Genomic DNA, 26,930 nt, shown 5'->3' with positions numbered 1-26,930 from the left:
CCGGCACATGACCGGTATGACGAACACAGGCTAACCACAGGCCACTTCACCGGGCAACGGGCGCGCGTCACCCATTGACACCTCCCCCGGAGGTGAATACGGTCACGCCCAGATTTCGAACGTGTGACGAAATATCGAACAGTACAGGTCCCGAGCGAGCCGAGCAGCAGCTCGCACGAAGACGGAAGGGCAGGATCACTGCCGTGCGCATCACCGGAATCAGCACGCATGTCGTCGGAACCCCCTGGCGCAATCTCACCTATGTGCTCGTCCACACCGACGAGGGCCTGACCGGCGTCGGCGAGACCCGCATGCTGGGCCACACGGACGCGCTGGTGGGTTACCTCAAGGAGGCGGAGGCCAACCACATCGCGGGATCCGACCCCTTCGCGGTGGAGGACCTCGTCCGCCGGATGAAGTACGGCGACTACGGCCGGGCGGGCGAGATCGTCATGTCGGGCATCGCGGTGGTCGAGATGGCGTGCTGGGACATCAAGGGAAAGGCGCTGGGCGTGCCGGTCTGGCAGCTCCTCGGCGGGAAGGTGACCGACCGGGTCAAGGCGTACGCCAACGGCTGGTACACCACCGAGCGCACCCCCGAGGCCTACCACCGGGCGGCCAAGGAGGTGATGGCCCGCGGCTACCGGGCGCTGAAGATCGACCCGTTCGGGACCGGCCACTTCGAGCTGGACGCGCCGGGGACGCGGTACGCGGTGTCGCTGATCGAGGCGGTCCGGGACGCGATCGGCCCGGACGCCGAGCTGATGCTGGAGATGCACGGGCGGTTCAGCCCGGCCACGGCGGTGCGGCTCGCGAAGGAGATGGCGCCGTTCGCCCCCGCCTGGCTGGAGGAGCCGGTGCCGCCGGAGAACCTCAAGGCCCTGCAGAAGGTCGCCGGGAAGGTGGACATGCCGGTCGCGACGGGCGAGCGGATCCACGACCGCATCGAGTTCCGGGAGCTGTTCGAGTCGCAGGCGGCCGACATCATCCAGCCGGACCTCGGGCACATCGGCGGCATCCTGGAGACGCGCAAGCTCGCGGCGACCGCCGAGACGCACTACATGCTGGTCGCCCCGCACAACGTCGGCGGCTCGGTGCTCACGGCGGCTTCGCTGCAACTGGCCGCGTGCACACCGAACTTCAAGATCCTGGAGCACTTCAACGACTTCGCCGACGCGGAGATCAAGAAGGTCGTCAAGGGCGCCCCCCAGGTCGACCCGGCCACGGGCTGCTTCGAGGTGTCGCACGCGCCGGGCCTGGGCGTCGAGCTGGACGTGGACGCGGCGGCCGAGTTCCCCCAGCAGAAGGCCCGGTTCGACCTGTGGGCCGAGGGCTGGGAGAAGAGGGCACCGAAGTGAGCCGGGCACTGCTCGTCGAGCGCCCGGGTGTGCACCGGCTCGTCGAGCGCGACGTGCCGGCGCCCGGACCGGGCGAGGTCCTCGTCCGGGTCGCGGCGGCCGGGATCTGCATGAGCGACCGGGAGGTGTACGACGGGCACCGCGACGCCGCGTACGTCCGGTACCCGGTGGTCCCGGGCCACGAGTGGGCCGGCACCGTGGCGGCGGTCGGCCCGGGCGTCGACCCCGCGCTCGTCGGGCGGAGGACGGTCGCCGAGGGCTTCCGTACCTGCGGAGCCTGCGAGCGGTGCCGCGACGGCGAGACGAGCCTGTGCGAAGGCGGGTACGCGGAGACCGGGTTCACCGAGCCGGGCGCCTTCGCCGACCACCTCACCGTGCCGGCGCGGCTGCTGCACCCGCTCCACGACGACGCCGACCTGCGGGCCGCCGCGCTGCTGGAGCCGGCCGCGGTGATCGCCGCGGCGGTACGGGCCGGGCGGCCGCGCCCCGGTGAGCGGATCGCCGTGGTGGGCGCGGGCACCCTCGGGTTGCTGGCGGTGCAACTGCTGTCGGCGTCGTCGCCGGGCGACCTGACGGTGATCGACCCGCGGGCGGCCCGCGGCGAGCAGGCGCTGCGGTTCGGTGCCGGCGCGTGCCTGGTGCCGGACGAGGCCGAGGCGCTGCGCGGGCGCTTCGACCTGGTCGTGGAGACGGCCGGGGCGCCGTCCACGGCGGCCGCCTCGTGCCGACTGGCGCGCAGGGGCGGCCGGGTGGTGCTGACCGGGATGTTCACCCCCGGCGCCGTCGGCATCGACCCGGTGCACCTGTCGCTGAGCCAGCTGGAGATCCGCAGCGTGTTCGGAGCCCCGTCGTCGGCCTGGTCGGACGCGGTACGGGCGTTCGGGCTCGGACTGCTCGACCCCGCGCCGCTGATCACGCACGAGTTCCCGCTGGAGCGGTTCTCGGACGCCGTCGCGCTGGTCGGCGCCGGTGACCCGAAGACGGGGAAGGTGCTGCTGCGCCCCTGACGGGCCGCCCCTCGTGCCGTACGGCGGTGCGGGGCGCGTCCCGACCGCCCCCGCACCGCCGTACACCCGCAGCCGCTCGAACGCGGAAGGCCCCTGCACCGCCTCACCCGCCGTACACCCGCACCGCCGCGCCCGCACCGGCCCGCACCCGCATCCCGCGCGCCCGCACCGGCCCGCACCCGCATCCCGCGCGCCCGCACCGCCGTGAACCTCCGAGCGCGCACCGCCGTGGACATGTGTGTGCGCCCTCGTCCGAACCACGTCCGACATACCGAACATAGGAGTCCCGTGACCGCCCCGTCCCTCCCCCGCCGTCCCGGCGCCGACGCCCTCGCCGCGATCGGCCACCCGGCGCCCGCCGCGGACCCGGCCGACGCCTCGCCGCACACCTTCCCCGACGGCGGCCTGTGGCGCACCGAGATCCCGTCGGTCGAGGGCCCGGAGGCCCTGGCCGTCGTCCTCGACGAGAGCACCCGCCTGGACGTGCCGGTGCACCGCATCAGCCAGGGCAGCGGCGTGTGGATGCTCACCGACGCCGAGATCACCGGGATGGTGCAGGCGTGCGCCGAACGGGGCGTCGAGCTCTGCCTGTTCACCGGTCCGCGGGGCACCTGGGACATCGGTGCCGGCACCCGTACCGACTCCGGCGGCGCCGGGCTGCGCGCCCGGGGCCACGACGCGCTCGCCGGCTGCGTCGAGGACGCCCTGCGGGCCACCGGCCTCGGGGTGCGCTGCCTGCTCGTCGCCGACGAGGGCGTGCTGTGGACGCTGCACCGGCTGCGCGCCTCCGGGCGGCTGCCGGCCGACACCACCTTCAAGCTGTCCGCGCTCACCGGACCGGTCAACCCGGCTTCGTACGCCGTCTACGAACAGCTCGGCGCGGACTCCCTCAACGTGCCGTCCGATCTGACCCTGGACCACCTCACCGAGATCCGCCGGGTCAGCCGGGCCCCGATGGACATGTACGTCGAGGCGCCCGACGACCTCGGCGGCTACATCCGCATGTACGAGACGGCCGAGCTGATCCGGCGCGGCGCCCCGCTGTACCTGAAGTTCGGCCTGAGCCGCTCCCCCGGCATCTACCCGTACGGCGCGCAGCTGCGCGACACGGCGCTCGCCTCCGCCCGCGAGCGGGTGCGTCGGGGGCGGCTCGTACTCGACCTGCTGGCCCGGCACGGCGCGGACGGCGGGATGTCCCCGCTGGGCTCGCGGCTGCCGGGTGAGCTCCGCCGTTTCCCCGTCCCGGAAGGGCACTGATCCATGCGCATCCCCCGTAGCGTCACCGTCGGCGTCACCCCCCGGGTCCCCACCCCCCGCTCCCGTCCGCCCCGCTTCCGTGCACACCGCACCGCCACGGCGGCCCTGCTCGCCACCCTGCTCGCCGTCGGCCTCACCGCCTGCGGCCAGGAGGCCCGGGGCGGCAGCCGTTACAAGCCGTCCGGTGGCAAGGGCGGTGTCATCGGCCTGGCCATGCCCACCAAGTCGTCGGAGCGGTGGATCGCGGACGGCGAGAACATGGCGGAGCAGTTCCGCAAGGCGGGCTACGAAACCGATCTCCAGTACGGCGACGACAAGGTGGAGAACCAGATCGCCCAGATCGAGAACATGATCACCAAGGGGCGCCGGCTGCTGGTGATCGCCGCGATCGACGGCTCCGCGCTCACCGAGGTGCTCCAGCGGGCGGAGGACGCGGGCATCCCCGTGATCTCGTACGACCGCCTCATCATGGGCAGCGAACACGTCGACTACTACGCGTCGTTCGACAACGAACGGGTCGGCGAACTGGAGGCGCGGTACATCGTCGACCGGCTGGAGCTGGGCAAGCCGGCGAAGGGCGGGTCGGAGTCCTACAACATCGAGCTGTTCGCCGGCTCGCCGGACGACAACAACACCAAGTACTTCTGGAACGGCGCCATGAAGGTGCTCCAGCCGTATCTCGCCAGCGGACAGCTCGTGGTGCGCAGCAAGCAGACGCGGATGAACCAGGCGACGACGCTGCGCTGGGACGGCGGCACCGCGCAGAAGCGGATGGACGACCTGATCAGCAAGAACTACGGCGAGGAGCGGGTGGACGCGGTCCTGTCGCCCTACGACGGGATCTCCATCGGCATCATCTCCGCGCTGAAGAGCGCCGGTTACGGAGGGAAGGACCGGCCGCTGCCGATCGTCACGGGACAGGACGCGGAGCTGGCGTCCGTGAAGTCCATCCTCCGGGGCGAGCAGACGCAGACGGTCTTCAAGGACACGCGCAAGCTCGCCGCGCAGGCGGTGGCGATGGGCGACGCGGTCCTGGGCGGACGCAAGCCCCGGGTGAACAACACGACGGACTACCACAACGGCAAGAAGGCCGTGCCGTCGTTCCTGCTGAACCCGGTCAGCATCGACAAGTCGAACACCCAGCTCCTCGTCCGCGAGGGGTACTTCACCGCCGGGCAGCTGACGTGACGGGGCCGGTGCTGGAGATGCGCGGGATCACCAAGACGTTCCCCGGCGTCACCGCGCTTTCCGAGGTGAACCTGACCGTGCGCGCAGGAGAGATCCACGCGATCTGCGGCGAGAACGGCGCGGGCAAGTCCACGCTGATGAAGGTCCTCAGCGGCGTCCACCCGCACGGTTCGTACGAGGGTGAGATCCGGTTCGAGGGCGAGCCGGTGGCCTTCAAGGACATCCGGGCCAGTGAGCGGCGCGGCATCGTGATCATCCACCAGGAGCTCGCCCTGGTCCCGTACCTGTCGATCGCCGAGAACATCTTCCTCGGCAACGAGCAGACGTCGGCGCGCGGTGTCATCGACTGGAACGAGACGCTGCGCAAGGCCGGCCGGCTGCTGAAGCGGGTGGGGCTGCGCGAGAAGCCGCAGACACCGGTGGCCGACCTGGGCGTGGGCAAGCAGCAGCTCGTGGAGATCGCCAAGGCGCTGGCGAAGGAGGTGAAGCTGCTCATCCTCGACGAGCCGACGGCGGCGCTCAACGACGAGGACAGCGCGGGGCTGCTCGACCTGATCCTGGAACTGCGCGACCAGGGCATCGCCAGCATCATCATCTCGCACAAGCTGAACGAGATCCGCCGCATCACCGACTCGGTGACGATCCTGCGTGACGGCAGGACCATCGAGACCCTGACGGTCCGCCGGACGCCGGACGCCGCACCGGAGCTGTCCGAGGACCGGATCATCCGCGGCATGGTCGGGCGGGAGCTGGACCAGCGCTTCCCGGAGCGCACGGCGTACGCCGGCGGGGACGCGGACCGGGTCGCGCTGCGCGTGAAGGGGTGGACGGTCCGGCATCCGGTCGACCACCAGCGCCTGGTCGTGGACGACGTGTCGCTGACCGTGCGGCGCGGCGAGATCGTCGGCATCGCCGGCCTGATGGGCGCGGGACGCACCGAGCTCGCCATGTCCGTCTTCGGGCGGTCCTACGGCCGGTACGTCAGCGGAACGGTCGAGGTGGACGGGCGCGAAGTGGTCACCCGGACGGTGCCCGCGGCCGTCGCGGCGGGCATCGCGTACGTCACCGAGGACCGCAAGCGGTACGGGCTCAACCTGATCGACAACATCAACCGCAACATCTCGCTGGCGTCACTGCCCGGGATGCGGCGCCGCGGCGTCGTCGACGAGCACCATGAGCGCCGGGTCGCCGAGGGCTACCGCGCCAGCATGAACATCAAGGCACCGACGGTGTTCGAGCAGGTGGGGCGGTTGTCGGGTGGCAACCAGCAGAAGGTCGTCCTCAGCAGGTGGATCCACGCCGATCCGGAGGTGCTGATCCTGGACGAACCGACGCGCGGCATCGACGTCGGCGCGAAGTACGAGATCTACACCGTCATCGACCGGCTCGCGTCGCAGGGCAAGGCCGTGCTGTTCATCTCCTCCGAACTGCCGGAGCTGCTGGGGATGTGCGACCGGATCTACACGATGGCCGAGGGCCGGCTGACCGGTGAGGTCGCCCGCGCCGACGCCACCCAGGAAGTCCTGATGCGCCAGATGACCTTGAACAGAAGCTGAGGCCCCGCCATGACGACCACGACCACTCCCCCGCGCGACGCCGCGGCGGCACCCTCCGGGCAGCCGTCGGCGGGTGCGCTGCTCCTGCAGGGTCTGCGCGGCAACATGCGCCAGTACGGCATGCTGATCGCCCTGGCCTTCATCGTCGTGCTGTTCCAGATATGGACCGACGGCACGCTGCTGCTGCCGAACAACGTCTCCAACCTGATCCAGCAGAACGGCTACATCCTCATCCTGGCCATGGGCATGATGATCGTCATCATCGCCGGCCACATCGACCTGTCCGTCGGGTCGCTCGTGGCCTTCGTCGGCGCCATGGCGGCGGTGATGATGGTCAAGCACGACCTGCCCTGGGTGCTCGCGCTGGTGCTGTCGCTGCTGATCGGCGCGGTGGCGGGCGCGTGGCAGGGCTTCTTCATCGCCTACCTCGGCATCCCGTCGTTCATCGTGACGCTGGCCGGGATGCTGCTGTTCCGGGGCCTCACCCAGATCGTGCTGGAAGGGCAGTCGATCGCCCCGTTCCCCGAGGGCTTCCAGAACATCGCCAAGGGCTTCATCCCGGAGATGGGCCCGTACACCCAGTACCACAACCCCACCCTCGTCCTGGGCCTCGTGACGGTGGTGTTCCTGCTGGTGCGCGAGTGGCGCGACCGCAAGCGGCAGCTCGCGCACGAGCTCGACGTGCCGCCGCTGAGTCTGTGGGCGCTCAAGTGCACGGCGGTCACAGCCGCGGTGGTGGCGTTCACGCTGACGCTGGCGAGCTTCCACGGGGTGCCGGTGGTGATGCTCATCATGTGCGCGCTGCTGATCGGGCTCGGCTACCTGATGCGCAACGCGGTCATCGGTCGGCACGTGTACGCGCTGGGCGGCAACAAGGCGGCGGCCAAGCTGTCGGGCGTCAAGGACAAGCGGGTCACCTTCCTCGTCTTCGTCAACATGGGCGTGCTGGCGGCGCTCGCGGGCTGCGTGTACGCGGCGCGGCTGAACGCGGGCACCCCGCAGGCGGGTCTCAACTTCGAACTGGAGGCGATCGCCGCGTCGTTCATCGGCGGCGCCTCGATGAGCGGGGGCGTCGGCACGGTGATGGGCGCCGTGATCGGCGGCCTGGTGCTCGGCGTGCTCAACAACGGCATGTCGCTGGTCGGCATCGGCACGGACTACCAGCAGGTCATCAAGGGACTGGTGCTGCTGGCGGCGGTCGGCTTCGACGTCTGGAACAAGCGCAAGGCCGGCAAGTAAACCCCTGACTGGAGGCGCACATGGACACGAGCAGACGCACGGTGCTGGCGGCAGCGGCCGCCGCGGGACTCACGGCCGCGGGCGCGGCCACCTCGTACGCGTCGGAGGGCGGGACGCATGTGAAGCACCCCGTGAAGGAACTGTTCGGCACGCTCCCCGACGGGACGAAGGTGTACCGCTGGACCCTGGAGAACGGCGGCACGCGGCTGAAGGTGCTGTCGTACGGCGGCATCGTCCAGTCCCTGGAGATACCGGACCGCCACGGCCGGTACGCCAACGTCTGCCTCGGCTTCGACGGCCTCGGCGAGTACCTCACGGCCACCGCCTTCTTCGGCGCGCTGATCGGCCGCTACGGCAACCGCATCGCGGGCGGCCGGTTCACCCTGGACGGCACGGCGTACCGGCTGTCGGTCAACGACGGCCCCAACAGCCTCCACGGCGGGGCGCAGGGCTTCGACAAGCGGATGTGGGACGTGGAGCCCTTCACCGCGGGGGCCGCCGGGGTGGGGCTGGTCCTGCGGTACGTGAGCGCCGACGGCGAGATGGGGTACCCGGGCACGCTGCGGGTGCGGGTGACGTACACCCTGACGCCCCGCGGCGACTGGCGGATCGACTACACGGCCACCACGGACCGGGCCACCGTCGTGAACCTGACGAACCACGCGTACTACAACCTGGCGGGCGAGGGCAGCGGCTCGGTCCTCGGGCACGAGCTGCGGCTGGCGGCCTCCCGCTACACGCCGGCCGACGCGACGCTCATCCCCACCGGCGAGCTCGCGGCGGTGGCCGGCACCCCGTTCGACTTCCGGCGCGGGAAGCCGGTCGGGCAGGACATCCGCACCGCGCACGAGCAGCTCGTGACCGCCCAGGGGTACGACCACAACTGGGTGCTCGACAAGGGCGTGACGGTGCGCCCGGAGTACGCCGCGACGCTGCGCGACCCCGGCTCGGGGCGGACGATGCGGATCGCGACGACGGAGCCGGGTGTGCAGTTCTACTCCGGGAACTTCCTGGACGGCACGCTCGTGGGACCGTCCGGGCGCACCTACCGGCAGAGCGACGGGCTGTGCCTGGAGACCCAGCACTTCCCCGACTCGCCGAACCGGCCGGAGTTCCCCTCGACGGTGCTGCGGCCGGGCGGGACGTACCGCTCGGCGACGGTGCACAGCTTCTCGGCGCACTGAGCTGCCCCGGCGCGTCCGGTTCCGGCGGGCCGGTACCGGACGGCCGGTGCGGTACCGGCGGGCCGGGCGGGGCCGGTGGCGGGCGTCATGCCGTCGTGGGGACGGCGTGCGTGACGCGCAGCTTCGACTGGCCGTGCGGCAGGCGTTCCCAGTCGTCCATGAACCGGGCGACGAGACCGTGCCGCGCGGCCAGGCGCGTCAGCGTCTCGGTGCGGTAGTAGAAGTCCTCCCCCAGCACCTGGTGCTCGGCGGCCTCGGTACGGTCGAAGGTGAAGTCGAAGAAGCCGCCGGGGGCGAGGATCCGGCCGACGTGCGCGAGGCACTCGTCGATGACGTGCAGCGGCGAGTGGGAGAAGACGCTGTGCGCGTGCACGACCGTGAAGGCGTGGTCGGGCAGGAAGTCGAGCCTCAGGTCGTCGACCGGGGTGAGGTAGGGCAGCTTGTCCTGCAGGCCGTAGCGGACCAGGGTCTTCTTGGCCTCGATGAGGATGTCGGGCGAGATGTCGATGCCGTAGTAGTGGCCGGGGTCGAGGTGCCGGATGAACCGCCACCCGGCGCGCAGGTTGCCGCAGCCGATCTCCAGCAGCCGGTCCTGCGGGCGCAGTCCGTGCGCCAGCAGGTAATCGAACTGCATCTGCCCGATGGCCAGCCAGCGCTCGGCCGACGCGGCGCCGCCGACCGCCGCCTCCGGGCTGCGGGCGGTGTCGGACGCCATCACGGCCCGGTAGTAGGCGATGTGGTCGCCGCCGTGGCGCAGCCGCAGCAGGGTGTCCCGTCCGGCCCGGCGCAGATACGGCACCACGCGCTCCGGGTGGCGCAGCGCGTAGCGCACCTTGTGCCCGAGGCGTGCGCGGTTCGCCGACAGGCGGGATCCGGGTGTCTGCTGCATGGCGGCCTCCGTGGGTCGTGCCATCCGTGGGCGTTCCCCCTGTGCGGATGCTAACCACGGGTGACCGCGGGGCGGCGGGAGGCGGTGGCTCACTCGTTCGTGAGGGTCCGTTGGGCCGAGTGCCGTCCCGGCGTGGTGGGGGCGCCGGAACCACCGGACGGTGGACGGGAAGGGCCGGGGAATCCGTCACCCGCATACTCCCGAACGAGGCCGGGCATGCAGGAATCACTCATCGTGGGCACGCGCGGCCGCGTGCCGCACGTGGCGCTGGAGGAGAGCCGGGACCCGCGCGCCGGGGCGGGCGGGAGGCCGCTGCCGTGGCTGGCGGCCGTCGCCGCCGCGTTCACGCTCGCGCATCTCGTCGTGGTCGCCCCGGGCCTGGGGCTGGGCTGGGACGAGACGGTGTACGTCAGCCAGGTCGGCCCGCAGGCCCCGGCGGCCTTCTTCAGCGCGCCGCGCGCCCGGGGCGTCACGTTCCTCGCCGCGCCGGTCGCGGCGATGACCACCTCCGTCGCGGTGCTGCGCCTCTACCTGGCCGTGCTGGCCGGCTGCGGTCTGTTCCTGGCGCTGTGGGTGTGGCGGCGGCTGCTGCCCGCGCCGGTCCTCGCCCTGGCGGGAACGCTGTTCGCGAGCCTGTGGGTCACCCTCTTCTACGCCGGTCAGGTCATGCCGAACCTGTGGGTCGCCTTCGGGGCGCTGGGCGCGACCGGCTGTTTCCTGCGGGCGGCGCGGGATCCGGGCGACCGGTGGGCGGCCGCCGGCATGGTCGGCGCGGTGGCGTTCACAGGTCTGATGCGGCCGTCCGACGCCGTGTGGCTGGCGGTGCCGCTGATCGTCGCGGCGGTGCTGATGCGGGCCTGGCGGTGGCCGCTGCTGGTGGCCGCGCTCGCGGCGGGCCTGGCCGTCGGCTGGGCGGACTGGGTCCTGGAGGCGTACGCCCGGTACGGGGGACTGGGGGCGCGGCTGGAGCGGGCGAGCGAGATCCAGGGCGGGCTGGGCTGGTACCTGTCCCTCGACGACCACGTACGGGCGCTCGGCGGGCGGACGCTGTGCCGGCCGTGCGACGTGTCCTGGCCGCACCCGGCGGTCGCGGTGTGGTTCGTCGCGCTGCCGCTGCTGGTGGTGGGCGGGCTGGCGGCCGCGGCCCGGACGGAGCGCCACCGGACGGAGATGGCGGTGGCGAGCGCGGTGGGCCTGTCGCTGGCGCTGCCGTACCTGTTCACGGTCGGCTACGCGGCGCCGCGCTTCCTGCTGCCGGCGTACGCGCTGCTCGCGCTGCCCGCGGCGCGGTGGCTGGTGTGGGTGTGCCGCCCCCGGGCCCGGCGGGGCCGGCGGCGGGCCGTCGTGGGGCTGGTCGCCCTGGCCGTGGTGGCGCACCTGGCGGTCCAGTACCGCGTCCTCGACGGTGTGGCGGAGCGGGTGCGCCGTGACACGCGCGACCTGACGCGGATCGCCGCCGCGCTGCACGCGCAGGGGGTGCGCCCACCGTGCGTGGTCAGCGGCGAGGACGCCATCCGCGTCGCGTACCGGGCCGGCTGTGCCTCGCGCCAGCCCGGCGGCCACGACGGCAGCATCACCCCGCAGGGCCTGGTAGCCCTGGCCCGCCAGCGGCCGGTCGCGGTCCTGGTGTCCGACGCGGGGCGGCCCCCTGCGTACGTCCGGGGGTGGCGCGTCCACCGGCTGCCGGAACTGGGGCGGCTGACGGGGTACCGCGCCTATGTGGCGGGTGCGGCGGGCGTGAAGCCGAGGGAGGCCAGCCGTACGGAGCCGGTGAGGGCGGTCCGCAGGTCCTGAACCCCACGGGCGGCGAGGGGGACGACGAGCGTCGCGTAGTCGTACGGGCCGCCGGCCACCGCCACGTCGACGGAGGCGGTGGCGACGGCGGTGGCTGTGGGCGTGGAAGTGGCGGGCCCGACGGCGAGGGTGACCCGGCCGGTGCCCGAGACCTCCAGGATGGCGGAGGCGGTACCGGACCCGAAGTCGCAGTCCCGGAAGAGCAGTCCGCCCGGACGGCCGGGGGCGGCCGGGGTGACGCAGTCGCCGTGCGTCCGGGTGCGGTCGGCGAGCACCGTGCCGTGCTGGTCGTCGTAGTCGGCGGCGGCGAGGGGCCGGGTGAGGACGGGCCGCGGCGCGAGGGCGGGTCCGTCCACGGTGAGGCCGGCGGTGAGCCGGATGTCGCTGCTGGAGGCACCGGCGAGGAACTCGTACCTCCCCGGCTCGACGGACCACCCGCCATGGGCGACGTCCCAGAACGCCAGCATCTCCAGAGGCAGTTCGAACTCCAGCCGCCGTGAGGCGCCGGGCGCGAGGTGGACGCGCCGGTGGGCGGCGAGCTCGCGCCGGGGCCGCGGCACGGAGGGGGCGACGGCCCGTACGTACAGCTGGGCGACCTCGTCGGCGGGAACGGCACCGGTGTTCGTGACGGTGAACGCGGCCCGGACCAGGCCGCCGTGACGCTCGGCGGACAGGTCGTCGTACGCGAACGAGGTGTACGACAGGCCGTGGCCGAACGGGAAGAGGGGGGTGCCCTCGAAGTACAGGTAGGTCTGGCGGCTGCCGATGATGTCGTAGTCCAGCAGGCCGGGCAGGTCGGCGTCGTCGGCGTACCAGGTCTGGGGCAGCCGCCCGCCCGGCGAGACGTCGCCGGCCAGTACGCGGGCCAGCGCGGTGCCGGCCGCCTGACCGCCGTGCGCCGTCCACAGCACGGCGGGCAGCCGCGCGGCGGCGCCGGGTACGGCGTACGGGTAGGACGAGGTGAGGACGAGCACGGTGCGGGGGTTGACCGCGTGGGCGGTGCGCCAGAGCCGGTCCTGCGCCCCGGGCAGGGCGAGGGTCGTCCGGTCCTCGGTCTCCCGCCCGTTGATGTGCGGGTCGTTGCCCGCGACGACGATGACGGCGTCCGCACCGGCGGCGGCACGCGCCACGGCGTCCGTTCCGCTCTCGACGGTCTCGACCGTGAAGACGGCGGCCGGGTCGTGTTCGGCGGCAACCTTCACGCCGTCGGCGGCAACCGTGAGGTGACCCCCCGTCCCGAGGTGCCTCAGGAGGTGGCCTTCCCCGTGCGGTTCCAGCCGGAACGTCTCCTGCACGACCCAGCCGCCCGGCTGCTCGGCCGAAGCCCGTACGAAGCCGTCGTCGGCGACCGAGAGGTACCGGCCGTCCGGGGCGCGCAGGGTGAGCACCCCGCCGCCCCAGTCGGTGAGGGTCAGGGTGGTGCCGTGCGGGCCGGCCGTCAGCGGCGGCAGATCGGTCCGGCCGGTGAGCAGCGCCGGGTCGAGGGTCGCCCCGGTGCCGGCTGTCCCGGGGCCGTCCCCGCCGGAACCGGGCACCCGCAGGAAACCGGCGGCACAGCGCAGCCGCACCCGGTCCGCCCCTTCGGCGTAGGTCACCCGCGAGGCACCGAACCGTTCCCGCAGGCCGTCCAGGGGGCTGGAGCGCCGGATCAGCGTGCCGCTGTACCAGTCGAGTTTGCATTCGTCGGCGAGCGGGCCGACGACGGCGAGGCGCCGCACGGCGGCCGGGTCGAGCGGCAGGAGTCCGTCGTGGGTGAGCAGCACGACGGCCTGTTCGGCGGCTTCCCGGGCCAAGGCGCGGTGCCCGTCGGTGTCGTAGCCGTCCCCGGCCGCCGCGCCGGGGGCGTACGGGTCGAGCTCCGGGTCGAACTCGCCCAGCCGGAACCGGACGTGGAGCTGGCGGCGTACGGCGGTGTCGACGTCGGCCTCGTCGATCAGGCCCCGGTCGAGGGCGGCACGGAGGCGTGCGGTGGTCGGCGAGCCGTCGGTGCCGTGGTCGGTGAAGCTGTCCACGCCGGCGCGCAGCGCGGCGGCGACGGCTTCCTCGTGGGTGTCGAAGCAGCGCTGGGAGTCGACCAGGTTGCTGGGTGCCCCGGCGTCGGAGCAGACCAGGAGCTCCCGGTCGGTCCAGGTGCGCAGCTGCTCGGCGAGGTGGGGCGACAGGTGGTTGGGGCGTCCGTTGACCAGGTTGTAGGCAGGCATCACCCCGGCGACGGTGCCCGCTTCGACGGCCGGGCGGAAGGCCCGCAGGTCGTACTCGTGGAGCACGCGCGGACGGACCGAGGAGGACGTAGTGTCGCGGCGGGTCTCGTTGTTGTGGGCGAGCCAGTGCTTGAGGACGGGAGCGGTGCGCCAGTACACGGGGTGGTCGCCGCGCAGGCCGCGGGTGTAGGCGACGGCGAGCGCGGCGGTGAGGCCCGGGTCCTCGGAGTAGCCCTCCTCACCGCGGCCCCACAGCGGGTGGCGCAGCGGATTGACCGTGGGCGCCCAGACGTTGAGACCGACGCGGTCGTCGCGGGCGCGCATGGCGCGGGCCTCGCCGGCGACGGCCTCGCCGACGCGGCGGACCAGATCGTCGTTCCAGGTGGCGCCGAGCCCGACGGCCTGCGGGAAGACCGTGGCGGGGCCCATCCAGGCGACGCCGTGCAGGGCTTCCTGGCCGGTGCGGAAGGCCGCGATGCCGAGGCGGTCGACGGCGGGCGCGAACTGGTGGAGCAGCGCGATCCGTTCGTCCGGCGTGAGCCGCCCGAGCAGGTCCTCGACGCGGTGCGCGAAGGGCAGCCGCGGGTCGCGGAAGGGCGGCCGGTCTGCGGTCACGTGGGGTTCCCCTTGCCGGAGTGCGGGAGGCGGAGGTGGAGGCGTACGGGGGCGCCGGCGCTGGGGCGCGGTGCTCTCGGAATGGGGCGGTGCTCCAGGTGGTGCGCGGTGCTTCACCTGGTGGGCCGTGCTCTGGCAGGTGCACAGTGCTCTCGGAGTGGCGCGGTGCACGTGGTGCGCGGTGCTCTGGCAGTGCGCGGTGCTCTCGAAGTGGTGCGGTGCTGCACGTGGTGGGCGGTGCTCTCGGAGTGGCGTGGTGCTCCACGCGTGGTGCTCTCGGCGGAGGGTGCGGTGCCGCACGTGGTGCGCGGTGCTCTCGGGATGGCGCGGTGCTTCATATGGCGCGTACCGCTCCAGACCGTGGACGCTGCTCTACATGGTGCGCGACGCACCAGGTGGCCGCACCGCTCCACACCGTGCCCGGTTGCTCTGGCAGGTGCGCGGCGCTCCACACCGCGCACACCGCTCCCAGTGCAGAGCGCTGCTCACCCCCTACGCCCCGACATGGCTACGCCCACCCGCAACATCGAAGCGCTTCGATGCTCCTCGCCGCCCCCCGCGGATGTCAAGAGCCCTTGTACCGCCCGGATTTCGGAGCGCACGAGGTGCGACGCAACCCCTTGTGCGGGCAGGGGGGTTCACTTAACCTCGCAGCGACATCGAAGCGCTTCGACGCCGTGCGGCACCCTCCCGCTCCCTGGCGCTATCCCGCTTCGTCCCCCGCCAGTCGAGTGTGTCCTGGCGCGCCATGAAGGGTTGACGCAATGACGCCGAACTCGTCCTCCGCCGCGGGCCCCGCCCCGAGCCGGAGAAGCTTCCTCGCCTCGGCGGCCGTGGCGGCGGCCGCGGTGGCCGGCGGGGTCCCGCTGCTCACCGCCTGCGGGGGCGGGCAGAGCCGGCAGAAGGAGGGAGCCACCTCCGGCAAGGACGCCGCGAAGATCCTCCCGGCGTTCGCGGCACGGACCGTCGTGTCCCCCGACATCGCGGCCAGGAACGGTTCGGCAGCCGGATTCACCACGGCGGTGGCGGCGGCACGGCTGAAGGCGTCGGTGGCCCGCAAGGCCGGCCGGGGCAGCGCCATCCGCATCATGGCGCCGCTGTGGGGCAGCCCGCCGAAGGGCGACAACCCGTACTACCGGGCGATGGACGACGCCATCGGCGTCCGGACCGTCTGGCAGAACCAGGACGGCAGCACGTACGACGAGAAGCTCGGCGCGGTGCTGGCCTCCAGCGGCATTCCCGACGTGGTGGTGGTCCCCGCGTGGAACCTCACCGGCAGGATCCCCGGCGCCATCGGTGCCAAGTTCGCCGACCTGGGCCCGTACCTCTCCGGCGACAAGGTCAGGGCCTACCCGAACCTCGCGGCCGTCCCCACGGACGCCTGGCAGCGGTCGATCTTCGGGGGCGCGCTGCGCGGCATCCCCATGCCCGCCCCGTACGTGGGCAACATCGCGCCCTTCTACCGGCAGGACGTCTTCGAGGAGCGGGGCTGGCGGGCGCCTTCGAGCGCCGCCGCGTTGTTCGCCTGGGCGAAGGAGGCGACCAGCGCGAAGGCGAAGGTGTGGGCCTGCGACGACCTGAAGTGGACCGCGTTCAACATGTTCGGCGTCCTGCCGGGCAGCGACAAGGCGCTGTGGTGGAACACGGTCGACGGCAAGCTGGTCAACCGGGTGGAGACCGAGGAGTACCTGGAGGCCCTCGAATGGGTGCGCACGCTGTACGCGGCGGGCGTGGTCCACCCGGACGCCAAGGCGGCGCGGGGTGACGCGGGCAACCGGTTCACCGCGGGCCAGGTGCTCGTCTACAACCAGGACCTGTCCCACTGGTACACCAAGAGCGCCGAGCAGAAGACGCGGAATCCGGGTTTCCGGATGGGTGCCTTCGACATCCCCGGGCACGACGGCTCCGCGCCGCGGCTGTACGCCACCCAGCCCGCGAACATCTGGGCGTTCGTCAACGCCGACGCGCCGCAAGCCCTCGTCGAGGACGTGCTGGCCGTCGCCGACTTCTGCGCCGCGCCGTACGGGACGAAGGAGCGCATGCTCACGGACTACGGCGTCGAGGGCGTCCACTACACGATCTCCGGCGGCGTGCCCGTCAAGACCGACGCCGGGCACCTCCAGGTCACGGGCGCCTTCGACTACCTCGGCGACCCCGCCCCGTACATCGCGCACCCGGATCTGCCCGGCATCACCCGGCTCCAGGTGGAGTGGCAGCAGCGGATGGGGGCCCTGACCCGCAAGACCGCCTTCTACGGGCTGACCGTCACCGAGCCGAACCGCTGGACCAACCTCGCCGACGACTTCGAGCAGCTGGAGGACGACGTCGTACGCGGCCGCAAGAAGATCGGCGACGTGCGGCGGGCCGTGGCGGAGTGGCGGAGCGCGGGCGGCGACCGGTTGCGCGACTGGTACCGGAAGCTGCTCGACGAGAACGGGCCGGCCACCGCCGCGCACTGACGGCCGGCGCAGAGGGGAGGACGACGGTGCCGACGCGCACGCGACGGAGCAGCGGCAGCAGCGGCAACCGCGGCCGGAGGGCGCCCGAGAAGCCGGGATCACCGGGCGGCCGTACGGACCGTCCAGGCCGTACGGACCGTCCAGGCCGTACGGACCGTGCAAGCCGTACGGGTCGTCCGGGTCTGAGGGCGAGGTTGCGGCGGGACCGGACGCTGATCCTGATGACCGTCCCGGCGCTGCTGCTGGTCCTGGTCTTCCACTACGTGCCGGTGCTCGGCAATGTGGTGGCGTTCCAGGACTACGACCCGTACCTCGGCGAGAACGGGATCGTCGCCATGGCGCAGAGCCCGTGGACCGGGTTCGCCCAGTTCGAGCGGATCCTCGCCGACCCGGCGTTCTGGCGGGCGGTCGAGAACACGCTGGTGCTGTTCCTCCTCCAGCTCGTCCTCTTCTTCCCGGTGCCGATCGGGCTGGCGCTGCTCATCAACAGCATCGTGCGGCCGCGGGTGCGCGCCGTCGCCCAGGCGGTCCTGTACCTGCCGCACTTCTTCTCCTGGGTCCTGGTCGTCACGGTCTTCCAGCAGATCTTCGGTGGCGCGGGCATCATCGCGCAGACCTTGCGGCAGCACGGCGTCGAGGGCTTCGACCTCATGACCGAGCCGGACGCCTTCGCTCTCCTCGTCACGGCCCAGGGCATCTGGAAGGACGCCGGCTGGGGCGTCATCGTCTTCCTCGCCGCCCTTTCCTCGGTCAGCGACGAGCTGTACGAGGCCGCGGCGATGGACGGCGCGGGTCGCTGGCGCCGGATGTGGCACGTGACGCTGCCCGCGCTGCGCCCGGTCATCGCGCTGCTGCTCGTGCTGCGGGTCGGTGACGCGTTGACCGTGGGCTTCGAGCAACTGCTGCTCCAGCGCGACGCGGTGGGTCCGGACGCCGCCGAGGTGCTCGACACCTACGTGTGGTGGAACGGCATCCGCAACCAGGACTTCGGGTACGCGGCGGCCGCGGGGCTCGTCAAGGGGATCGTCGGGCTCGGGCTGGTCCTCACGGCCAACAAGGTCGCCCATCTCATGGGCGAGCAGGGGGTGTACAGGAAGTGAGACCGCATAGGGCGGTCCGCCGGACCACGGGCCGGCGGAGCCCCACCGGCCGGCCGGTGCCGTCCCGTCCGGTGCCGTCCCGGCCGGTGTGGGAGGAGAGGCCCAGCGCGGCCGGACTCGTGGGCAAAGGCATCGTGCTGGCGGGTGCGTGCCTCGCGATCCTGTTCCCGCTGTGGATCGTGGTCGTCACGAGCCTGTCGACGCCGGAGACGATCAGCAGCGCGGGCGGCCTGGTCGTCGTCCCGCGGGACGTCACCTTCGTCGCGTACCGGGAACTGCTCGGCGGCGGGCAGGTGCAGCGCGCGGCGCTGGTCAGCCTGGGCGTGACGACCGTGGGCACCCTGTTCAGCATGACGGTGTCGGTGCTGTGCGCGTACGGCCTGTCGCGCCCCGGGTCGCCGGGGCACCGGTGGATCCTGATGACCCTGCTCGCCACGATGTTCTTCGGCGCCGGGCTCATCCCGACCTATCTGCTCGTGCAGGCGCTGGGGCTGACCGACACCTACCTGGCGCTGATCCTGCCCAGTGCGGTGAGCGTGTTCAACATCCTGGTGCTGCGGGCGTTCTTCATGAACATCTCACCGGAGCTCATCGACAGCGCCCGGATCGACGGGGCGGGTGACGTGCGGATCCTGTGGCGCATCGTGGTGCCGCTCTCCCGGGCGGTCCTGGCGGTGATCGCGCTGTTCTACGCGGTGGGCTACTGGAGCGCGTGGTTCAACGCCTCCCTCTACCTGACCGACCAGGACATGATGCCGCTGCAGAACGTCATGATCCAGATCGTGCAGAAGCAAGAGCCGCCGACCGGGCTCGGGCAGATGATCAGGACCAACCGGCTCTCCCCGCTCTCGGTGCAGATGGCGGTGATGGTGCTGGCGCTGGTACCGGTCGCGATCGCGTCGCCGTTGGTCCAGAAGCACTTCCGGAAGGGCATGCTCACCGGCGCGGTCAAGGGCTGACGCCCTTGGCGCACCGGCCGGGCCGTCCCGCCGTGTCCCCGTTCCGTACGGCCCGCGCGGCCGCCTCCCAGGGAGACCATGCCCGATGCCCACGCTCGACGACGCCACCCGCGGACGGCTGCTCTTCGGCGGTGACTACAACCCCGAGCAGTGGCCGGAGGAGACCTGGAACGACGACGTCCGGCTGATGCGGGAGGCGGGGGTCAACTCCGTCACGCTCGGCGTCTTCTCGTGGGCGCGGCTCGAACCGCGTCCCGGCGCCCGGGACTTCGGCTGGCTCGACCGCGTGATGGACCTGCTGCACGGGCACGGCGTCGGCGTGGTGCTCGCCACGCCCACCGCCTCTCCCCCGCCCTGGATGGGCGCGCGGCACCCGAAGACCCTGCCGCGCGACGAGGACGGCCGGACCGTGTGGTGGGGGTCGCGCCAGCAGTTCTGCGCCAGCTCGCCCGTCTACCGGCGGTACGCGGCCGCGATCACCGAGGACCTCGCGCAGCGGTACGGGCAGCACCCCGCGCTCCTGATGTGGCACATCAACAACGAGTACTGCACATACTGCTGGTGCGACGGGACGGCCCGCCACTTCCGCCGCTGGCTGCGCGCCCGCCACGGCAGCCTGGAGGCGCTCAACGCGGCGTGGGGCACCGCCTTCTGGAGCCAGCGCTACGGCTCCTGGGAGGAGATCATTCCGCCGCGCCGCGCCCAGTACCTGCGCAACCCGGCGCAGGAGCTCGACTTCAAGCGGTTCACGTCCGACGCGCTGCTGGAGTGCTGCACCGCCGAGCGCGACATCGTCGCCCGGCACACCCCGCGGACTCCGGTGACCACGAACTTCATGCCGTTGTGGCCGGGTCTGGACGGCTGGGCCTGGGCCGGTCAGGAGGACGTGGTGTCGGTGGACGTCTACCCCGACCCGAGGGATCCGTACGGCGGCCAGTACAACGCCATGATCGGCGACCTGACCCGTTCGCAGGCGGGCGGCGGCCCGTGGATGGTGATGGAGCAGGCGGCCGGCGCGGTCAACTGGCGGGGCGTCAACCACCCCAAGCCGCGCGGGCTGAACCGGCTGCTGTCGCTGCAGTCCGTCGCCCACGGCGCCGACGCGGTCTGCTACTTCCAGTGGCGCCAGTCCCGCCAGGGCGCCGAGAAGTTCCACTCCGGGATGGTTCCGCACGCCGGTGAGCGGGGGCGCACGTTCCGGGAGGTGCGGCGGATCGGGGCCGAACTGGCCCGGCTGGGCGAGGTGGTGGGCACCCGCACCGACGCCCGCGTCGCCGTGCTGCACGACTGGGACTCCTGGTGGGCGGGGCAGCAGGAGGGCCGGCCGTCCGCCGAGCTCGACCTGGAGCAGGTCGTACGGGCCTGGCACCGTGCGCTGTGGGAGGCGCACCTGCCGGCCTCCTTCGCCCACCCCGCGCACGACCTGTCGTCCTTCCGGCTGGTCGTCGTCCCGCACCTGTACCTGCTCACGGACGCGTCGATCGGCAACCTGGTGGCATACGTGCGCGGTGGCGGCACCCTCGTCTCGGGGTTCTTCACCGGGGTGGCGGACGCGGACGACCGCGTCCGGGAGGGCGGCATGGACGCGCGGCTGCGGGCGCTCTTCGGCATCGGCACCGTCCACGAGTGGTGGCCGCTGGAGCATGGGGAGACCGTCCGCGTCGACGGTTTCGACGGGACGCTGTGGTCGGAGGAGCTGACCGCGGACGGCGGTGAGGTGGTCGCGGCGTACCGGGGCGGTGAGCTCGACGGCCTTCCCGCGGTGCTGCGCTCGGGCAGTGCCTGGTACCTGTCGACGCTGCCCTCGCCGGCCGCGCTGCGCGACCTGCTCGCCTCCGTGGCGGCCGGAGCGGGCGTGCGGCCGGTGCTGCCCGGACTGCCGGCGGGCGTCGAGGCGGTGCGGCGCGGTGAGCTGCTCTTCGTGCTGAACCACGGTCGGGAGCCGGTGGCCGTCGCCGTACCGGGGACGTACCGCGAGGTGCTGACGGGGGCGGCGGTGCGCGGGTCGCTGGCGCTGGAGCGGTACGGGGTGGCGGTGCTGCGGGAGACCGCGCCGTGACGGGCTCCGGGCCCGTCCACGGTACGTGGGAGGCGGCGCCCGCGGCCCGCTGGGAGGACGCCTTCCTGTGCGGCAACGGGCGGCACGGTGCCATGGTGACGGGTGACCCCGACGACGAGGCGGTCGTGGTCACCCATCACACGCTGGTACGCCCGGTGGACCCCGCCGACACCCGCCCGCCCCGTCTGGCGGCCGAACTGCCGGCGCTCCAGGACCGGTTGCTGGCCGGCGAGTGGGACGCTGCGGATCGGTTCACCGACGGGCGCGGGCTGCGCTGGGTGGGCGCCTTCCACCCCGCGTTCCGGGTGCGGGTGCGACGCCGGGAGCCGCCGGGCACCGGGCCGCGGGCGGTCCGGCGGGAGGTCGACTTCGCGACCGGCGTGGCGTCCTCCGTCCGCGAGGGGCGCGCCAGCCGGGTCTTCGTCTCGCGCGCCGACGACGTGATCGTCCAGTACGTGACCGGCGGCCGGGCTCCGCTGACCGGCACGGTCACCCTCGACCCGGGCCTCCCGGGCGCTCCGCACGGCCTGGCCGTCGTCCGGGACGCGGCGCCGGACGACCGCGGCGGCCTGCTGACCCTGCGGGCGCGCTATCCGGGCAGCGACGTGACGTTCTCGGGCGTGACCCTGGTGCTCACCGCGGGCGGGCGCACCGAGGCCGGCCCGGGCGGCCTGGAGGTGACGGGGGCCGCCGGGCTGCTGCTGCTCACGCGGGTGCACCGGCGGCGCGGCGAGCCGGACCTGCGGGAAGCGGCGGCAGCACTGCGCGCCCTGGTGCCGGAGGGCGCTGCGCCCGCCGGGGCGTACGCGGGGCTGCTGGCGCGGCACGGGGCGCTGCACCGCGCCGCGTACGAGCGGGTCGTGCTGGACCTCGGCGGCAGCGCGGCGGACCGTGCCCTGCCGGGCAGCGCGCTGCTGCGGAGAACGGACAGCCCCGCCCTGCTGGAGCGGCTGTTCGCGGCGGGCCGCTACCACCTGCTGTCGGCGAGCGGCATGCTGCCGCCCCGCCTCACCGGTCTGTGGACGGGCGACTGGGACACGGCCTGGTCCGGGGCGTTCACCACCGACGCCAACCTCAATCTGCAGATCGCGTCGGCCGCGCCCGCCGCGCTCGGGGAGGTGAGCGAGGCGCACGCCGCCCTGGTGTACGGGCAATGGGCGGACTGGCGGGACAACGCGCGGGAGGTGTTCGGAGCGCGCGGGGTGGTCGCGCCGGCCCACACGGACGGCGTGTCGGGGCATGCGTACCACTTCGAGCGCCGCTACCCGCTGCACCTGTGGACGGCGGGCGCCGACTGGCTGCTGCACCCGCTGGTCGAGCACGCGGAGACGACGGGCGCGGCCGATCCGCGACTGGCCCCGGCGCTGGCCGAGGTGGCCCGGTTCTACGAGGACTTCCTCACCCGCACGGGACCGGACGGGCGGGTCGTGATCGTGCCGTCGTACTCCCCGGAGAACCGGCCCGTGGGCGGCGGCTGGGGCGCGGTCGACGCGACGATGGACATCGCGGCCGCCCGGCACGCGCTGACCACGGCCGCGGACCGCCACCCCGCGGACGCCGAGCGCCTGCGCGCACTCGCCGGCCGGCTGCCCGCCTACCGGGTCAACGGCGACGGCGCCCTGGCCGAATGGGCCCGGCCCGGTCTGGCGGACCGCTACGACCACCGCCACCTCAGCCACCTGTACCCGGTGTGGCCGCTCGGTGAGATCAACCCCTACGACACCCCGGGGCTCGCCCGTGCGGCGCACCGCGCCCTGGAGCTGCGCGGCGCCGGGAACGGTTCCGCGCACGGCCGGCTCCACCACGCCCTGGTGGCCGCGCGGCTGGGCGACGGCGAGCGGGCGGCGGACGCGCTGCACCGGGTGCTGGGCGGCGACTTCTTCCACGCGTCGCTGATGAGCGCGCACTATCCGGGGCGCGACGTCTACAACGCGGACGCCGCCCACACGCTGCCCGCGGTGCTGATCGAGCTGCTGGTGCAGTCCACGCCCGCCCGTCTGGTGCTGCTGCCGGCGCTTCCCGCGGCGTTCCCCGGCGGTGAGCTGCGCGGGGTGCGCACCCGCTTCGGCGCCGAGGTCGACCTGGGGTGGCGCGACGGGGTGTGCACGGCCGCCGTCCGGCCGTCGCGCACGGTCCGCGTCGACCTGAGGACACCGGCGGGCGCGCGGACGCTGGACCTGGTCGCGGGTGTGGAGCGCGTCGTGCGGGTCAGCGCGCGCTGACCGGTCCCGTGCTGTCGCGCACGGTCAGCTCCGGTGCGAGCAGGACGGTCTCGTCCGTGCCGCGGCCCTCCAGCTTGGCGACGACCTGCTGGACGGCGTGGCGGCCCATCCTCTGCGCCGGTACGGCGACGGAGGTGAGCGGTACGGAGGCGTGCGCGGCGACCTGGTCCGGGCAGATGGCCATCACGGAGACGTCCTCGGGGACGGCGCGGCCCTGCTGGCGCAGCAGGGCGAGGAGCGGGTCGGTGGCCGCCTCGTTCTGGACGACGAAGGCGGTGGTGGCGGGGCGTTCGTCGTGGATCCGGGCGAGGGTGGCGGCGACGGCGGCGTAGCTGCCTTCGCAGGGGCGGTGCAGCAGGCGCAGGCCGAGCTCGTCGCTGCGGGTCCGCAGGCCGATGAGGGTGCGTTCGGCGAAGCCGGTGTGGCGTTCGTAGACGGCGGGGGCCTCGCCGATGACGGCGATCTCGCGGTGGCCGAGGGAGGCCAGGTGGTCGGCGCACAGGGCGCCGGCCGCCTCGAAGTCGAGGTCGACGCAGCTCAGTCCGGTGGGATCGGCGGGCAGGCCGATGAGGACGCCGGGCCGGGCGGCCTCGCGCAGCAGCGGCAGCCGGTCGTCGTCGAGCTCCACGTCCATGAGGATCATCGCGTCCGCGAGGGCGCTGCCTTCGATGCGGCGCACGGCGGCGGGCCCTTCCTCGCCGGTCAGCAGCAGGACGTCGTAGCCGTGGGCGCGGGCGGTGGTGGCGACGGCGATGGCGATCTCCATCATCACCGGCACGTACATGTCGGTGCGCAGCGGGATCATCAGCGCGATGATGTTGGACCGGTTGCTGGCGAGGGCGCGGGCGCCGGCGTTGGGGTGGTAGCCGAGCTGGGCGATACTGCGCTCGACGCGCTCGCGGGTGGAGGCGGAGATGGACCGCTTGCCGCTCAGGACGTAGCTCACCGTGCTGGCGGAGACTCCGGCATGCTGAGCGACATCGGCGAGGGTGACCATTCGGCTCTCCAGGACGGGTGATGTGAAGCGCTTCGATTCGCCTCGCCGACGACCTTAGATGCGTCCCGATGCGCCTGTCCAGGGAGCTGTCTCCAGAGGGACCGGTACAGGGTGCACTGCGATCGAAGCGCTTCGACCGGCCGTGCCCGCGCGTGACCGCGACGGAGGACGGCCGGGAGGGGCGGCTGCCCCTCCCGGCCCGTCGGTGGTCGGGCGGTCCGGTCAGCCGGCCTTGATCCGCAGGAAGGTGACCGAGTGGGCGGGGAACGTGTACGTGAAGTCCCGCGCCACGCCCCGCAGGACCGACGTCCGTGGCCGCACCGGGCGCGCGTCCGCCGTGTTCACGGCCTCGGGTGCCGCGTGGAGGGTGGTCAGCCGGGCCGTCGGCGCGACGGCGGCCGTGCCCAGGTCGATGCGCGTCCGGGCCGGCGCCGCCTGCGCGTTGACGACCTTGACGACGAGGTCGCCCTTGTCCCGCGTCACCACCTGGCGGAAGGGTTCGGCGGCCTTGTCGTCGGTGAAGGAGCCCCACTTGCGCCCGTCGAGGTACAGCGTGACCTGGCGGCCGCGCACCTGGACGTGGAGGTCGTAGGTGCGCCCGGTCTCGATGGTCGTGCTCTTCTCCGCCAGCGTCTGCTTGCCGCCGTCCACGGACTTCTCCACGGCGGAGCGGGTGTTGCCCCAGCCGCCGAGGTTCCACCAGTAGTGCGTGCCGGTGGAGCGGACACCGAAGGCGACGAGGAAGCCTTCCCTGCCGGACTTCTTGGTGGCCTTCAGCCGCAGGTCGTAGTCGTGCCAGCCGGTGTCGCCGGCCGTCACCAGGGTGTTCTCCGCGGTCGTGTCGGACTGCACGTACGCGCCGTCCACGACCGCCCAGTCGCCGCGCCCGGCGGCGCGGGTCCAGCGGGTGTCGCCGGCCGAGAAGTCCTCCCGCAGCAGCGCGGTGCCGTCCGCCGCGGTGACCTCGACGTCGTCGTACGCGGCGCTGGTGGCCCACGTCGACAGCCCGACGGCGCCGGTGATCGGGCCGGAGACGTGCGGCGTGGCGGAGGCGCGGCTCGGCACCACCCGGTCGCCGGTGTTGTTCATGAAGAGCTTCTGCACCTCGTAGCTGGCCGAGCCCCAGGACCGGTGGTTGTCGAACCAGATCATGTCGGGCCGCCACTGGTTGTGGTGCACGTCGGCGAGGAGCGGGGCGTACGAGGCGAGTTTGACGACGTCCGCGTTGCGTTCGAGACCGGTCATGTAGGCGGCTTCGGCGAGCGCGTTGGAGAAGCGGTTGTCGAGGGAGGCGTACTCCCCGAGGAAGACCTTGGGGCCGGTGCGGTCGTAGGTGTCGTAGCGGCCGTTGTTCTCCAGGAACCACTGCGGGCTGTTGTAGTAGTGCTCGTCGACCATCGCCACGCCGGCGTCGCGGTTGAGCTGCCAGGAGCGGTCGAAGACCGCACCGGAGTCGTCGGGGCCGGAGTTGGAGACGACCGTGATCCCGGGGTGCTTCGCCTCGATGGCCCTGCGGAACTCGGTGAAGCGGGCGAAGAACGCGTCGGGCAGGTTCTCCTCGTTGCCGACGGCCAGGTGTGTCAGGCCGAAGGGCGCCGGATGGCCCATCGCGGCCCGTTTGCGGCCCCACTCCGAGGTGACCGGTCCGTTGGCGAACTCGATCAGGTCGAGGGTGTCCTGGATGTGCCGCCGGAGCAGCGCGGGGTCGTCGGTGGCCTCGTTCTGGCCGCAGCCGGTGACGAGGGCGGGGACGACGGGCAGGGGCATCGCCCCGATGTCCTCTGCGAACCGGAAGTACTCGTAGTAGCCGAGCCCGTAGCTCTGGTGGTAGCCCCAGAAGTTGGCGTTCACGGCCCGCTGCTCGACGGGCCCGATGGTGTCCTTCCACTGGTAGGACCGCTTGCGCTCCCACTGCGGGGCCTCGTACGCCCGGTGGCTGCCGGTGTTGACGAGGCAGCCGCCCGGGAAGCGCAGGAAGCCGGGCTTCAGGGCGGCGATCTTCTCCGCGAGGTCCTTGCGCAGGCCGTTCGGGCGGCCCTTGTAGGTGTCGCGGGGGAAGAGCGAGACCATGTCGAGGCGTACGGTCCCCGCTCCGGACGCCGTCACGGCGAGGCGTCCGGTGGTGGTGGACGCCCCGGGGACGAGGGTGCCGGTGTACTTGGTCCAGCGGTCGCCGCGCACGGTGACCGCCAGCGGCGCGGACACGGCGGTGCCGTCGGCGGCGCGGAGCTCGGCGGTGAGCCGGGTGCCGGCGGGGCGGTCCGTACGGGCCCAGACGGAGAAGTCGTGGGGGCGGCCCGCGGTGAGCGCCATGCCGGCGCCGTATCCGCTGTTGACGACGCCGAAGCGACCCGCGGCGCCGCCCGCCCCCGTGAGGTCGAGGCGGAGGTGGTGGCGGTTGCGCTCGGCGAGCCGCTCGGCGTCACCGGCCACCCGCAGCGTTCCGGTGGCGCCGCCCGTGGCGGTCTGCTGCCAGGCGGTCAGCGAGGTGTAGGCGGGGTGGTCGGCCGGGTCGTACTCGAAGGACCGGTTCTGGACGAGTTCGGCGTACAGGCCGCCGTCGGCGGCGTTGTTGATGTCCTCGAAGAACACGCCGTACATCGTGCGGTCGATCGCCGGGCCGGTGCGGTCGGGGTGGACCGTGAGCGAGTAGTCCACGGGTCCGGGGGCCGGAGGGGTGACGGCCGGAGGGGCGTCGGCCCGGGTGGGGCCCGTCATCACCGTCCCGGCGAGCAGGGCGGCGAGGAGGGTCGCCGACACGAGGACCGGTTTCGGGCGGGTGCGTGCCATCCAAGTGCTCCTGGGTATCAGTTGTTCGATATATCGGACATTGACCAGGACTTCGA

Annotated in this window: 17 protein-coding genes; 13 read left to right on the top strand and 4 right to left on the bottom strand. The window is 72.9% G+C overall.

Going from position 1 to position 26,930, the window contains the following annotated elements:
- Nucleotides 1–203: 203 nt before the first annotated feature.
- The 7 genes from ACIA79_RS11690 (at nucleotide 204) to ACIA79_RS11660 (ending at nucleotide 8,789) form a co-directional block, all read left to right on the top strand.
- A complete protein-coding gene (locus tag ACIA79_RS11690) occupies nucleotides 204–1,358 on the top strand; it encodes a mandelate racemase/muconate lactonizing enzyme family protein (RefSeq protein WP_399428013.1) in 1,155 nt (384 codons plus the stop codon).
- The gene (locus tag ACIA79_RS11685) at nucleotides 1,355–2,365 is read left to right on the top strand and encodes a zinc-binding dehydrogenase (protein ID WP_399428012.1); all 1,011 of its coding nucleotides are present in this window, start codon (nucleotides 1,355–1,357) and stop codon (nucleotides 2,363–2,365) included. The genes ACIA79_RS11690 and ACIA79_RS11685 overlap by 4 nt, the downstream gene beginning before the upstream one ends.
- 288 nt (nucleotides 2,366–2,653) lie before the next feature.
- Complete coding sequence (locus ACIA79_RS11680; RefSeq protein WP_399428011.1) at nucleotides 2,654–3,622, top strand: hypothetical protein; 969 nt, start codon at nucleotides 2,654–2,656, stop codon at nucleotides 3,620–3,622.
- A gap of 3 nt (nucleotides 3,623–3,625) precedes the next feature.
- Nucleotides 3,626–4,810 carry a multiple monosaccharide ABC transporter substrate-binding protein gene (gene chvE, locus ACIA79_RS11675; protein WP_399428010.1) on the top strand — a complete coding sequence of 395 codons (1,185 nt, stop codon included), beginning with the start codon at nucleotides 3,626–3,628 and terminating at the stop codon, nucleotides 4,808–4,810.
- A 17-nt stretch (nucleotides 4,811–4,827) separates the two neighbouring features.
- Nucleotides 4,828–6,366 carry a multiple monosaccharide ABC transporter ATP-binding protein gene (gene mmsA / locus ACIA79_RS11670; RefSeq protein ID WP_399428122.1) on the top strand — a complete coding sequence of 513 codons (1,539 nt, stop codon included), beginning with the start codon at nucleotides 4,828–4,830 and terminating at the stop codon, nucleotides 6,364–6,366.
- A 9-nt stretch (nucleotides 6,367–6,375) separates the two neighbouring features.
- Nucleotides 6,376–7,605, top strand: coding sequence for a multiple monosaccharide ABC transporter permease (mmsB, locus tag ACIA79_RS11665; protein WP_399428009.1), 1,230 nt, complete (start codon nucleotides 6,376–6,378; stop codon nucleotides 7,603–7,605).
- Nucleotides 7,606–7,625: 20 nt separating this feature from the next.
- Nucleotides 7,626–8,789, top strand: a complete 1,164-nt coding sequence (locus ACIA79_RS11660) for an aldose epimerase family protein (RefSeq protein WP_399428008.1) — start codon at nucleotides 7,626–7,628, stop codon at nucleotides 8,787–8,789.
- 85 nt (nucleotides 8,790–8,874) lie between these two features.
- On the opposite strand, the gene ACIA79_RS11655 is transcribed toward ACIA79_RS11660, so the two are convergent.
- Nucleotides 8,875–9,678: a class I SAM-dependent methyltransferase gene (locus ACIA79_RS11655; protein WP_399428007.1), complete on the bottom strand. Its 804-nt coding sequence runs from the start codon at nucleotides 9,676–9,678 to the stop codon at nucleotides 8,875–8,877.
- Nucleotides 9,679–9,894: 216 nt separating this feature from the next.
- Between ACIA79_RS11655 and ACIA79_RS11650 the strand changes: the two genes are divergently transcribed.
- Complete coding sequence (locus tag ACIA79_RS11650) at nucleotides 9,895–11,472, top strand: hypothetical protein (protein ID WP_399428006.1); 1,578 nt, start codon at nucleotides 9,895–9,897, stop codon at nucleotides 11,470–11,472.
- Here the strand turns inward: ACIA79_RS11650 and ACIA79_RS11645 are convergent.
- On the bottom strand, nucleotides 11,394–14,288 hold the full coding sequence (locus tag ACIA79_RS11645; RefSeq protein ID WP_399428005.1) for a glycoside hydrolase family 3 C-terminal domain-containing protein: 2,895 nt from the start codon (nucleotides 14,286–14,288) through the stop codon (nucleotides 11,394–11,396). The genes ACIA79_RS11650 and ACIA79_RS11645 overlap by 79 nt on opposite strands.
- Nucleotides 14,289–15,052: 764 nt before the next feature.
- Here ACIA79_RS11645 and ACIA79_RS11640 point away from each other — a divergent pair.
- From ACIA79_RS11640 to ACIA79_RS11620, 5 genes are all read left to right on the top strand, one after another.
- Nucleotides 15,053–16,747 carry an extracellular solute-binding protein gene (locus ACIA79_RS11640; RefSeq protein ID WP_399428004.1) on the top strand — a complete coding sequence of 565 codons (1,695 nt, stop codon included), beginning with the start codon at nucleotides 15,053–15,055 and terminating at the stop codon, nucleotides 16,745–16,747.
- Nucleotides 16,748–16,773: 26 nt separating this feature from the next.
- Entirely contained in the window at nucleotides 16,774–17,847 is a 1,074-nt protein-coding gene (locus ACIA79_RS11635) for an ABC transporter permease (protein WP_399428003.1), read from the top strand.
- Nucleotides 17,848–17,903: 56 nt separating this feature from the next.
- A complete protein-coding gene (locus tag ACIA79_RS11630) occupies nucleotides 17,904–18,806 on the top strand; it encodes a carbohydrate ABC transporter permease (RefSeq protein ID WP_399428002.1) in 903 nt (300 codons plus the stop codon).
- 85 nt (nucleotides 18,807–18,891) lie between these two features.
- Nucleotides 18,892–20,865 (top strand): beta-galactosidase, encoded by a 1,974-nt coding sequence (locus tag ACIA79_RS11625; protein ID WP_399428001.1) that lies wholly within the window; start codon nucleotides 18,892–18,894, stop codon nucleotides 20,863–20,865.
- Nucleotides 20,862–23,087 carry a glycosyl hydrolase family 95 catalytic domain-containing protein gene (locus tag ACIA79_RS11620; RefSeq protein WP_399428000.1) on the top strand — a complete coding sequence of 742 codons (2,226 nt, stop codon included), beginning with the start codon at nucleotides 20,862–20,864 and terminating at the stop codon, nucleotides 23,085–23,087. Before ACIA79_RS11625 ends, ACIA79_RS11620 begins: the two co-directional genes overlap by 4 nt.
- Here the strand turns inward: ACIA79_RS11620 and ACIA79_RS11615 are convergent.
- Together ACIA79_RS11615 and ACIA79_RS11610 are read right to left on the bottom strand one after the other, a co-directional pair.
- Complete coding sequence (locus ACIA79_RS11615) at nucleotides 23,074–24,084, bottom strand: LacI family DNA-binding transcriptional regulator (protein WP_399427998.1); 1,011 nt, start codon at nucleotides 24,082–24,084, stop codon at nucleotides 23,074–23,076. The two genes, ACIA79_RS11620 and ACIA79_RS11615, sit on opposite strands and share 14 nt — an antisense overlap.
- 222 nt (nucleotides 24,085–24,306) lie before the next feature.
- A complete protein-coding gene (locus ACIA79_RS11610; protein ID WP_399427997.1) occupies nucleotides 24,307–26,874 on the bottom strand; it encodes an alpha-L-arabinofuranosidase C-terminal domain-containing protein in 2,568 nt (855 codons plus the stop codon).
- Nucleotides 26,875–26,930: the final 56 nt, after the last annotated feature.

This window comes from Streptomyces sp. NPDC051310, from assembly GCF_044455245.1.
Taxonomy (GTDB): domain Bacteria; phylum Actinomycetota; class Actinomycetes; order Streptomycetales; family Streptomycetaceae; genus Streptomyces.
This window is presented reverse-complemented; position numbering and strand designations above follow the sequence as displayed.